This is a genomic window from Lutimaribacter marinistellae, assembly GCF_042648365.1.
In the GTDB taxonomy this organism is placed as follows: domain Bacteria; phylum Pseudomonadota; class Alphaproteobacteria; order Rhodobacterales; family Rhodobacteraceae; genus Lutimaribacter_A; species Lutimaribacter_A marinistellae.
The window spans coordinates 536,768-547,636 of record NZ_JBHRXI010000001.1; the positions used below are offsets into that span (position 1 = coordinate 536,768).

Below are 10,869 nucleotides of genomic sequence, written 5' to 3' on the forward strand. Positions count from 1 at the left end.
GCAATACTGACCTTTATGGAAGAATTTTCAATCCCCATAGCAGAAAGCTGGAAAAAATGCCAGATTTTAGGTCCACTTCGGTCCTACTGACCCTCTTCCTTTTCCCACACAGGCGCTTATACCCGGGAACCGAAGACTCAGACCATCAGATCGGCGCGGCACGGATGACCCTATTTAACCTGATTCTCGTGGCACTCATTCAGGGTATCACGGAATTCCTGCCCGTATCGTCATCGGGTCACCTTATCTTGCTGCCGAATCTGACAGGGTACGACGATCAAGGCGCGTTCATCGACGTGGCCGTTCATGTCGGGACTCTGGGTGCGGTGCTGCTGTTCTTTCGCCGCGACGTGGTGCGAGGCCTTTCGGGTCTGCCACGCGCCTTGCGCGGAAAAACGGACACCGCGAATGCGCGATTGGCCATGGGGCTGATCGTTTCTGTCATACCGACCGTTCTTGCCGGTGCCGTCCTGTGGGCAACGGGACTGAACGATGCGATGCGCTCAATCACCGTGATCGGATGGACCATGCTGATCTTTGGCCTGGTTCTTTACTGGGCCGACCAGCGCGGCCCCACTGTCAAACAGACCGACGACTGGAGCCTTCGCGACGCCGCGATCATGGGGCTGTGGCAAGCGGTAGCGTTGATCCCGGGAACGTCACGTTCGGGCATAACGATCACCGGCGCACGCATGCTGGGTTACACGCGGGAAGATGGCGCAACCCTGGCCATGCTGATGTCGATCCCCACCATCATCGCGTCGGGTGTGCTGTTGGGTGCGGATGTCGCGGTTCAGGCCGATATGGCAGCATTCCGGGACGGGGCGATCGCGGCAAGCCTCGCCTTTTTGTCGGCGCTGGCCGCGCTGAGCCTGATGATGCGATTGCTGCGCAGCGTCAGCTTTACGCCATATGTGATTTACCGGGTTATCCTCGGCCTGATCCTGCTTGCCATCGCTTACGGTTAAGCGCGCAGGTTCTTGGCCGAGTCCTTGATGTCGTCGTACTGGCCGGAGGGTCGGAACTTCCACAAGTAGTCCGGCAGAACCGAAGAGAGTGTTGCCGGCTTGATCCCGAGATCGGTAAAGCCCTTGGCAGTATCCGACACCACGTTGTCACGCTGCAGGTTGCGCAGCTGGTCGCGGGTCAGGATCGGGTTCGAAAACAGTCCAAAGGTCACGGCTTTGAGCATGTCGAGGACAAAGGCCATGATCCGCGCAAGGACATGCGGAAGCCCGATGATAACGCGACGGCGATGGATCACTTCCAGCATCTGCGCCATCAGCTCCCGGAACGTCTTGATCTCTGGGCCGCCAAGCTCATAGATGCCCGGTTCTGCCGAACCCATCACCCCAAGAACCGCCGCTTGTGCGACATCATCGACGTAAACCGGCTGAAATTGTGTGTCGGCACCGGTGATCGGCAGAAACGGCCCCATTCGGGTCATAGCGGCAAAGCGATTGAAAAACTGGTCCTCGACCCCGAACACGATAGAGGGGCGAAGAATGACCGCCCTGGGCAATTGCTCGAGCACGGCCTGCTCACCGGCAGCCTTGGTCCGGGCATAGTCACTGTCGGAGTCCGCATCTGCGCCGATCGCCGAAACGTGCACCATCCGCGTTATCCCCTCGGCCGCGGCAAGACGCGCAATCCGCCCCGCGCCTTCGGCCTGAACCGCATCAAATGTGTTCTTGCCGGATTCGCTCAGTACGCCCACGCAGTTGACGACGGCGTCCGCCCCCTTCATCGCGGCAGCAACGGATGCATCGTCACGGATGTTACACAGGATCGGCTCGACCTGCCCGACCACACCGTAGGGTTTGACAAAGATCGCCTCGTTCGGGCGTCGAACGGCGACGCGAACGCGCCAACCCTCTTTCGCCATGCGGCGCGCGATGTATCGGCCCACGAATCCCGATCCACCATAGATCGTCACGAGTTTCGACATCGCTCGGCTCCTATCTGCTGGCACTGGCTTTGATCTATCTCTCCTAGCGCAACCGGACAAGGCGCAATAACGCCGCGCGCACGTCGCTCAAATCAACCTCCGCCCAGCCGGGAGGATCAGAGCGAAAAAACTTTGACCGCCCTGAAAAATGCGGTTGACGCTCCCTGCCACTGGGCTTAAACGGCCCTCCACGACACCTGCCCAGGTGGCGGAATTGGTAGACGCGCTAGCTTCAGGTGCTAGTGTCCGTATGGACGTGGAGGTTCGAGTCCTCTCCTGGGCACCAAATATCCGAAAAATATCATTTTTCTCAATGACTTGCTTGAATTGGCGAGCCGCCAGCCTATGCTTTTCCCTCCTTCTGCAAATTGCTTTGGCCAATGCTCTTACCGGCGGAATAACCGAAGCGCTCAGGCCATGAAAAGAAGCTTAGCTTCCCAATTCGCACCAAATTTGGACCACTTTCAGGGGGCAAGACCAAGCGGCGGTTCCAATGGTCATCTTGCATTTGCTGGATTTCGGCGCGGTTTAGGTCATGTTGACAAATGGCGGAGCCAGAGGCGGATTGATGTGATGTCGATAAAGCCGAGGAAGCTTTCGGCCGTTTTGTCGTAGCGGGTCGCGACGCGGCGTGCATTCTTGAGCTTGTTGAAGCATCTCTCCACCAAGTTCCGCAGGCGATACAGGGGGCGATCAACACCAACACGCTTCTTTCGCGACTTTCGCATGGGGATCACTGGTTGAATGGCCCGGTCCCGCATCACTTCGCGAATGCTGTCAGCATCGTAACCCTTGTCAGCCAGCAACACGAAGGGGTCCGGCAGGTTATCGTCCATGACGAGATCAAAGCCGAGATAGTCCGATGTCTGGCCCGGTGTGATGTCGGTTCGCATCGGCAGCCCGGCGGCATTCACCCGGAGGTGGATCTTGGTCGTGAAGCCACCCTTTGAGCGGCCAAAACCCTGTCGCGGAGTCCCCCTTTAGCGCCCGCTGCCTGATGGTGGGCGCGAAACACGGTGCTATCGACCATCTACAGGGCGTCAAGGACGATCAGGCTCTCGGTCAGCGCCTCCAGGATCTGTTCCCAAAGACCGGCGAGCGTCCAGCGGCGGAACTGCCGATAGACACGTGACCAGTTTCCGAACTCTTCGGGCAAGTCCCGCCATGGTGCTCCTGTCCGAGCGATCCAGAAAACACCATCAAGAACACACCGGTGGTTTGCGGGTTTGCGCCCATTCGGGGCGCGAACAGACAAGATGAACCGCTCAAAGAACGCCCACTCCTCGTCCGACATCAGGTCTCGTGCCAAGCTGCTCTCCATCGCAGATACCAGCTTGAATCACCCCTATCGCCCAGTGCGAATCCCTTTTGTCAACACGACCTAGGTTAAAAACAGTCACAAGTTATCGAACTGCAACTCCGATTTTGGTGAAAATTTTTTCCTGCATCAACCGCCCTTCTTCGAAGCATTCTGGGTCATACTTTCCAGATCGAACAGCAGATCGGGCTTAGGTTACTGCTTGGCAACCTCGTTCAGCATCTCAACCAAAGGAGTAAGATCATGGGCGACTGTTGCGTTATTCAGGGCGGGCTCAAGCGCCTGGCCGCTGAGAGCCTGCAGTAAGGGGGTTCAAGGTTCTGAGCGAGGGGATCACGGGCCAGGTTCACAAGGATCGAAAATTGCTGACCGGTGACAGCCCGCTGGCATCCAATGGATTGGGATAGCTGGCTGCGAAAGCCCTTCTGGACGAGGCCGCGTTTCGGGGCTGCACGCCGCTTGCCGCAAGACGCGCCTGATCCCTGCCCAAAAAACCCGGATCAGGGTATCGACGGGTTACGCGTTGCAAGCGCGCTCAAAAGATGGGCAGTTTCCCACCGGCAGCCCAGGAAATGAGTGGCGTCGTTTGCAAACGGACCGAAGAGATATCGCCTGATTGCTCGCTCGTTTGCTTAGGCTAAACCTGATAGTGAGCTGTCGCACGTGCACGATTGGGTTGGCAGGAGTTTCTCCGTGCAAGGATCAAATGCCAGCTTTGGACGCTTTCGCAACCTCGGCGCGCTCCCGGATCTTTTGGGGCAGGCGCTTGGGCAGAAAGGACTGGACCAAGTCTTCCGTACGCGAAACGTGTCACCGGAACAGGCCCGCAAACTCGACGGTGTATTGCTGATGCGGGACCTGTTTGCGCTGTTTCATCACGCCTCCATCGCTACCGGGATCCGGTCTATCGGTCTGGAAGCGGCGCGCAGTCGCACGATCCACGACCTCGGGCTCTATGGCCGCCACATCAGCCAGGCCCCGATCCTGATTGATGCCCTGCACCGAAGCAATTCAGCCCTACGATATCATTCCAGCGGCAATATCCTCACCGTGCATGTAGATAAGAACGAACTGTCGATCAGGTATCGCAGTACGTTAGAGAATCTCAACGGCTGGAGGCACATGGGTGATTTCTCTTTGTACATGTTCCGAAGCCTTGCCGCCTGTTACCTGGGAGACGCGTTCAGCCCACTTCGGATCGAAACCTCCTGTGAGGACCCGGCGGCGCTTCAGGATCTCGAAGAGTATTTCGACGCCCCAGCGATTGGCGGCCACGACTGGCATAGTATCGTGCTGCCGCGCGACGTGTCCCATGCGCCTTTGCTGAGTCCTCCCAAACCCGACGAGATCGTGCAGCTAGACGATCTAAACCGACTCGGCCGAACCTTGCCGGACAGTTTCGAAAAAGTCGTAGAAGCCATCATCGACCTGCGCCTGAATGACGGCGCCAGCGATATAGAAGGTGTTGCCCAAACCCTTGGTCTTGGACCCCGAAGCTTACAGCGGCGGATAACTGAACATGGCCTGACCTACAGGCAGTTGTTGCAACGCCGCCGCATGCACCGTGCAAGTAACCTTCTTGCAAATCCGTCGCTGACGATCCAGCAGATCGGACATAAGGCCGGATATGCCGACACCGCTCAGTTCACGCGCGCATTCAAGGACAGCGTTGGTATAACGCCAAGCGATTTCAGGGAAATGTATCGACGCCTGTCACCCCCCGAAGAAAGTCGGCCAGACTCCCGCCTCCTGGTTGGTATCTGAACCCACTGCGCCGCAGACTGTTCCAAGACGCTTTGTCGCAAAGTGCAAACTGCCCGTTCTGGCTTGGGCAGCTCTACGCCTGATATTTGGTGACTACGAAAGAAGCCACGGGCTGTCTTTCCATTTGCTGTTGGAAGAACTCGAACCGGAGCTACAACCATGACGACTTTCACGATCAATGGGCAGTCGCACACATTTGAGGGTGACCCCGAAACCCCCCTACTGTGGTACCTGCGCGATATCGCTGGACTTAAAGGCACGAAATTCGGCTGCGGACAGGCGCTTTGCGGCGCGTGCACCGTGCATGTGGACGGTATCGCCATGCGGTCCTGCCAAACCTTTGTCGACGACATTGATGGGCAGAACGTGACGACGATTGAAGGTCTGTCGGACGACGGCAACCACCCGGTCCAGCTAGCCTGGCGTGAATTGAACGTGGCGCAGTGCGGCTACTGCCAAGTCGGTCAGATCATGCAGGCCTCGTCTTTGCTGAACGAGACACCGAATCCGACGGACGAAGATATCGACGCCGCGATGAGCGGTAATATCTGCCGTTGCGGCACCTATCCCCGCATTCGCGCCGCCATCAAGCTTGCCGCAGAAAGGTCATGACGATGGACACGATCACCCGACACACGAATATCAGCCGCCGCGGTCTGCTGATCGGCGCGACCGCCGGAGCCCTAGTTCTGTCCGTGCCCCTGCCCCGCCTCGCGCTAGCTGAAGACAAGAAATACGCTGGAGAAGGCATGAGCGGAGGGTTGAAGGACGATCCGCGCATTTTCCTGTCGATTCACGAGGACGGCACCGTCGATCTGCTGTGCAACAGGGCCGAAATGGGTCAGGGCGTGCGCACCAGCTGGGCCGTGATCGTCGCCGATGAGCTTGAGGCCGACCTGGACCGCATCAACGTGCTCCAGGCAGACGGGAACGAGTCGCTCTACGGCAACCAGAACACCGACGGCTCGCGCAGCGTCCGGCACCATTTCAACGCGCTGCGGCGGATCGCTGCCGCCGCCCGGCTCATGATGGAACAGGAAGCCGCCGCCACCTGGGGCGTTCCCGCCGACGAGGCGGAGACGCGCAATCACGAAATCCTTCACGCGGCCACCGGACAGCGTCTGGGTTTCGGAGATGTCGCGAGCGGCGCCGCCGAGCGTCCGGTTCCGGCGCCGGAAGATCTGCGTTTCAAATCGCCCGACCAGTATCGTTATATCGGGCAGGAGAATGTCCCGCTTGTCGACAATCGCGGCATCACCACGGGCCAGGCGATCTATGGCATCGACGCCGATGTCGAAAGGATGGTCAACGCGGTTGTTGCGCGCCCGCCGGTCTATGGCGGAAAGGTCAAAACCTATGATGCCTCCGAGGCGCTGAATGTACCCGGCGTTCTGAAAATCGTCGAAATCGACGCACCGCCTATGCCGGCAGCCTTCGCGCCGCTCGGGGGCATTGCTGTGATCGCCGAGAACACTTTTGCTGCGATCAAAGGCCGCTCGATGCTTCAGATCGAGTGGGACGATGGGCCAAACGGCAGCTACGACTCCGCAGCTTTCCGCGAAACGCTGGAGCAGGCCGCCAGCCAGCCCGGCAAGATCGTCCGCGAGAACGGAGATGTGGAGGCGGGCCTGTCGAACGCATCCCAGCGTGTAGAGGCGTCGTATTACATTCCGCACCTGGCCCAGGCGCCGATGGAGCCGCCGACCGCAACGGCGCGCGTATCGGGCGACATGTGCGAGGTCTGGACCAGCGTGCAACACCCCGAGGCGATCCGGACTGACCTGTCCCAGCGGCTTGGACTGCCGATCGAGAAGATCATCGTGCACTGCCATCTTCTTGGCGGCGGTTTTGGCCGGAAATCCAAGCCGGATTTCGCCAGTGAAGCCGCAATCCTGTCAAAGGCGATGGACGGACAGCCCGTCAAGCTGACCTTCACACGTGAAGACGACATCCAGCACAGCTTCTTCCACACCGTCTCGGTCGAGCGGGTCAAGGCAGGTCTGGATGAAGCCGGCAAACCGCAGGCCTGGCTGCACCGTACCGTGTCGCCGACGATCCAGTCGCTTTTCGTGCCGGACACCAAGAACCAGGGCGCGTTTGAACTGGCGATGGGGGCGGTCGATGTGCCGTTCGACATCCCGAACCTGCGGGTCGAAAACCCCGGGGTCGACGCGCATACCCGCATCGGCTGGTTCCGCTCGGTTGCGAACATTCCGCACGCTTTCGCGGTTCAGAGCTTTGTTGCGGAAATGGCCGCAGCAGCCGGGCGGGACCCCAAGGAGTACCTGCTGGAAGTTCTCGGCCCGGATCGCGAAATCGACCCGGCGGTGATGGCGGATCAATGGCTCTATGGCGAAGACCCGAAGCTATACGCATACGACACCGCCCGTCTGCGCGGGGTGATCGAGCGTGTGGCGGAAGAAGCCCGCTGGGGTCGTGACCTCCCGGAAGGGCACGGGTTGGGGATCGCCGCGCATCGCAGCTTTGTCAGCTATGCGGCAGTTGTGGTCGAAGCCAAGGTCGATGCAGACGGCGCGTTGACCATACCCCGCGTCGATATTGCACTGGACTGCGGTGCTGTGGTCAATCCCGAACGCGTCCGGGCGCAACTGGAAGGTGCGGTATTGCAAGGTGTCAGCCTTGCCACAATTGGCGAGATCACCTTTGCCGAGGGTCGCGTGGAGCAATCCAACTTCTGGGATTACGAGGTCACCCGCATCGATGCGGCCCCGCGTGAAATCCACACCCATCTCGTCCAACCCACTGGCTTTGACCAGCCTCTGGGCGGCGTCGGGGAACCCGGAGTACCGCCGGTCGCTCCTGCTTTGACAAATGCTATCTACTCGGCGACCGGAAAGCGGATCCGTTCGTTGCCGATCCGGGAGCAATTGTCGTCGTAGGCGTACGCGGATGGCCGCAACTGTTCGACTCTACTGAGCGTTCGAGGCAAAGAAACTAGCAGCGGCATCACGCTGCTAGTCAGACAGAATTTCCCCGCATTGTCAGTCGCTCCGATACCTTTGGGGGCTCTGACCTGCAATACTCAGAAGTGCCACGCCACCACTCTGCAAGCAATATAACAGAGCGTGGACGTTCAGGTATGGAGCACTTGTTTTCCAGAAAGTCCTGATCCCTACTGGCACCAAGCGGAAAGGAACGAATTTTGGCGCGTGTGTTGCATGTCTTTGCTCATCCAGGTTTGTCATCTTCGCGGATCAACAAGGCACAATGGCGTGCCGCGCAGTCCGTGTCCGGGATTACCAGTGTCGATCTTTATGCCGAGAACCCACGGTACACGATGGACATCGAAGCGGAACAGCAGCGCCTGCTAAATCATGATGTCATCTTGCTGCAATTCCCGCTGTTCTGGTATTCCTGCCCGGCGCTGGTGAAGGAATGGATAGATCTCGTATTCGAACACGGCTTTGCCTACGGTGAAGGCGGGGATCGATTGAAGGGCAAGCTTTTGATGCTCGCCATTTCGGCAGGTGGCCCGCAAGAGGCGTATAGCCACAAAGGTTATCAGCATTTCACATTGCGTACCTTCCTGACCCCTTTTGAGCAGACCGCACGGCTGTGCCAGATGCACTTCCCGGCCCCCTACGTGCAACACGGCGCCCTGAGCGCCGATCCCGCCCCGCATGCAAGGGGTTTCAGCCGTTTGCTGGAAGGTCTGCGCGACGACCGGCTGGATATGGATCGCGCCCTGCAGTCAGAGATTCTGACCCACGACACCCTGCCTCTGATTGAAAGCTGAGACGATGACGGATTTCCTGATACTGGCCTTCCTGTTTCTTGTCGCGGGCGTCATCTCGGTTCCCATCGCCTCGCGCCTTGGGCTTGGATCGGTCCTTGGTTACCTTATCGCAGGCATCGTTCTCAGTCCGATCCTGGCGCTGTTGCATGTGGACGTGATCTCGATCCAGCATTTCGCCGAGTTCGGTGTGGTCATGATGCTGTTCCTTGTCGGGCTGGAACTGGAACCGAAGCTGCTTTGGGAGATGCGCGCGCGACTTCTGGGGTTGGGCGGGTTGCAGGTGGGTGTGACTGCGGCACTGATCGCAGCAGCCTGTCTGGCCTTTGGTCTGCAATGGCAACTGTCTGTCGCAATCGGGCTGATCTTCGCGCTCTCGTCCACCGCTATTGTTCTGCAAACATTGAACGAAAAAGGGCTGATGAAAAGCGATGGCGGACAGGCCAGTTTTTCGGTGCTGTTGTTTCAGGATATTGCGGTTATCCCGATGCTGGCCTTCATCCCCCTGCTCGCTCTGCCGTCATTGGCAAGTCACGGTGGCGACGCAGCGCATGGTGAGGACGGCCATGGCGCGGCCCTGTCGCTGGTTGAAGGCCTGAGCGGTTGGCAAACCGCGCTTGTCACGCTGGCGGCCATCGCGCTGGTGGTGGTGGGCGGCATGTTTCTGACGCGTCCTGCCTTCCGCTTTATTGCGCATGCCAATCTGCGTGAGATTTTCGTCGCGGCGGCTCTAACCTTCGTGATCGGCATCGCGCTGCTGATGACGCTGGTCGGCCTGTCGCCTGCGCTAGGCACCTTCCTTGCCGGTGTGGTCCTGGCGAACAGCGAGTACCGCCACGAATTGGAAAGCGACATTGATCCGTTCCGGGGGTTGCTGCTGGGCTTGTTCTTCATGACCGTCGGTGCGGCGATCGATTTCGGCCTGCTTGTTGCCGAACCGTTTCTGATCATCGGCCTGACGCTGGGGGTTATGGCAATTAAGGCCGGAGTACTATTGGCATTGGCATACATATTCCACGTTCGCGATGAACAGGGCTGGCTGTTTGGCATGGGATTGGCACAGGCCGGTGAGTTCGGCTTTGTGCTGATCTCGTTCGCGGCCGCCAATGCCGTTCTGCCACCAGACATCGCGCCGCGCCTGACGCTGATCGTGACGCTGTCGATGATGCTGACGCCGCTGCTCTTCATTCTTTATGATCGCACCGTCTTGCCGCGCTATCGGTCTGCCGAACCACAGGAGGCCGATGAAATCTCGGCCCCCAGCCACATCATCATTGCTGGCCACGGGCGTTTTGGCGGTGTGATCAACCGTATGCTTCTCAGCGCCGGGCAGGAGACGACGGTTCTGGATCACTCATCAAAACAGCTGGAAGTGTTGCGCGCTTTCGGCGTGCGCGCGTTCTACGGGGATGCGACTCGACCCGACTTGCTGCATGCGGCGGGGATCGAGGCAGCCTCGTTGCTGGTGGTCGCCATCGATGACCGCGACGAAGCCACGAAACTGGTCAGCTACGTATCGCAAAATCATCCGCATGTGCACATCACTGCACGGGCGATGGATCGGGGTCATGTTTACGAGCTTTGGGCGGCGGGATGCCGGGACATTATCCGCGATACGTTCGACAGCGCCGTCCGGGCCGGCCGATCCACCTATGAGGCGCTCGGGATGCATCCGTTCGAGGCCGAGCGCACCGCCCGCGCCTTTGTCGCCGAAAACCAGCGCACCATTCGCGAGCTTGCCAATCTGTATGATCCGGACATACCCGTGCATGAAAACGGGGCCTACACCATACGGGCCCGTGAGCTTTTGGACGAACAGTCCGCGCAATTGCGCAGCCGGGGTCGTGGAGCCTTTCACGAGCGTTCCGAGCGAGGTTGGACCCCGCCCAGCCTGAAGGATCAGGAAGTGGCGGCACAAAGCCAGCGCTGAAGAAAGCGGGGTCGGCTGGAAATGGTATGTTCAAAAATTGGACTTGTCTGCTCAGTACTGCGTTTTGGCGCTGCGTGGAAACCTTAGCTCTCCACAGTTAGGCAACTATGGGGAGCCAGTTTGTCTGCTTGTTCCGATCATTAAGGAAATTGCTG

Annotated in this window: 7 protein-coding genes, 1 tRNA gene and 1 pseudogene; 7 read left to right on the top strand and 2 right to left on the bottom strand. The window is 59.1% G+C overall.

From position 1 onward, the window contains the following. Positions 1-164: 164 nt before the first annotated feature. Positions 165-968 (top strand): undecaprenyl-diphosphate phosphatase, encoded by an 804-nt coding sequence (locus ACFORG_RS02440; RefSeq protein ID WP_386733782.1) that lies wholly within the window; start codon positions 165-167, stop codon positions 966-968. On the opposite strand, the gene ACFORG_RS02445 is transcribed toward ACFORG_RS02440, so the two are convergent. Continuing rightward, complete coding sequence (locus ACFORG_RS02445) at positions 965-1,948, bottom strand: complex I NDUFA9 subunit family protein (RefSeq protein ID WP_386733783.1); 984 nt, start codon at positions 1,946-1,948, stop codon at positions 965-967. The two genes, ACFORG_RS02440 and ACFORG_RS02445, sit on opposite strands and share 4 nt — an antisense overlap. Positions 1,949-2,147: 199 nt before the next feature. Here ACFORG_RS02445 and ACFORG_RS02450 point away from each other — a divergent pair. Next, positions 2,148-2,234: transfer RNA gene (locus tag ACFORG_RS02450), tRNA-Leu, on the top strand. A gap of 247 nt (positions 2,235-2,481) precedes the next feature. On the opposite strand, the pseudogene ACFORG_RS02455 reads toward ACFORG_RS02450, so the two are convergent. Continuing rightward, positions 2,482-3,269 (bottom strand): annotated as a pseudogene (locus ACFORG_RS02455) (IS5 family transposase). Between the two features lie 690 nt (positions 3,270-3,959). Here ACFORG_RS02455 and ACFORG_RS02460 point away from each other — a divergent pair. The 5 genes from ACFORG_RS02460 (at position 3,960) to ACFORG_RS02480 (ending at position 10,714) form a co-directional block, all read left to right on the top strand. Next, positions 3,960-5,030, top strand: a complete 1,071-nt coding sequence (locus ACFORG_RS02460) for a helix-turn-helix domain-containing protein (protein WP_386733784.1) — start codon at positions 3,960-3,962, stop codon at positions 5,028-5,030. 159 nt (positions 5,031-5,189) lie between these two features. Next, entirely contained in the window at positions 5,190-5,642 is a 453-nt protein-coding gene (locus ACFORG_RS02465; RefSeq protein ID WP_386733785.1) for a (2Fe-2S)-binding protein, read from the top strand. A 2-nt stretch (positions 5,643-5,644) separates the two neighbouring features. Beyond that, a complete protein-coding gene (locus ACFORG_RS02470) occupies positions 5,645-7,930 on the top strand; it encodes a xanthine dehydrogenase family protein molybdopterin-binding subunit (protein ID WP_386733786.1) in 2,286 nt (761 codons plus the stop codon). 272 nt (positions 7,931-8,202) lie between these two features. Further along, positions 8,203-8,787, top strand: a complete 585-nt coding sequence (locus ACFORG_RS02475) for an NAD(P)H-dependent oxidoreductase (protein ID WP_386733901.1) — start codon at positions 8,203-8,205, stop codon at positions 8,785-8,787. 4 nt (positions 8,788-8,791) lie between these two features. Then, positions 8,792-10,714 carry a monovalent cation:proton antiporter-2 (CPA2) family protein gene (locus ACFORG_RS02480; protein WP_386733787.1) on the top strand — a complete coding sequence of 641 codons (1,923 nt, stop codon included), beginning with the start codon at positions 8,792-8,794 and terminating at the stop codon, positions 10,712-10,714. Positions 10,715-10,869: the final 155 nt, after the last annotated feature.

Coding starts and splice junctions, on each gene's coding strand:
- ACFORG_RS02440 (WP_386733782.1), top strand. CDS start 165: ATGACCCTATTTAACCTGATTCTCGTGGCACTCATTCAGGGTATCACG.
- ACFORG_RS02445 (WP_386733783.1), bottom strand. CDS start 1,948: ATGTCGAAACTCGTGACGATCTATGGTGGATCGGGATTCGTGGGCCGA.
- ACFORG_RS02465 (WP_386733785.1), top strand. CDS start 5,190: ATGACGACTTTCACGATCAATGGGCAGTCGCACACATTTGAGGGTGAC.
- ACFORG_RS02470 (WP_386733786.1), top strand. CDS start 5,645: ATGGACACGATCACCCGACACACGAATATCAGCCGCCGCGGTCTGCTG.
- ACFORG_RS02480 (WP_386733787.1), top strand. CDS start 8,792: ATGACGGATTTCCTGATACTGGCCTTCCTGTTTCTTGTCGCGGGCGTC.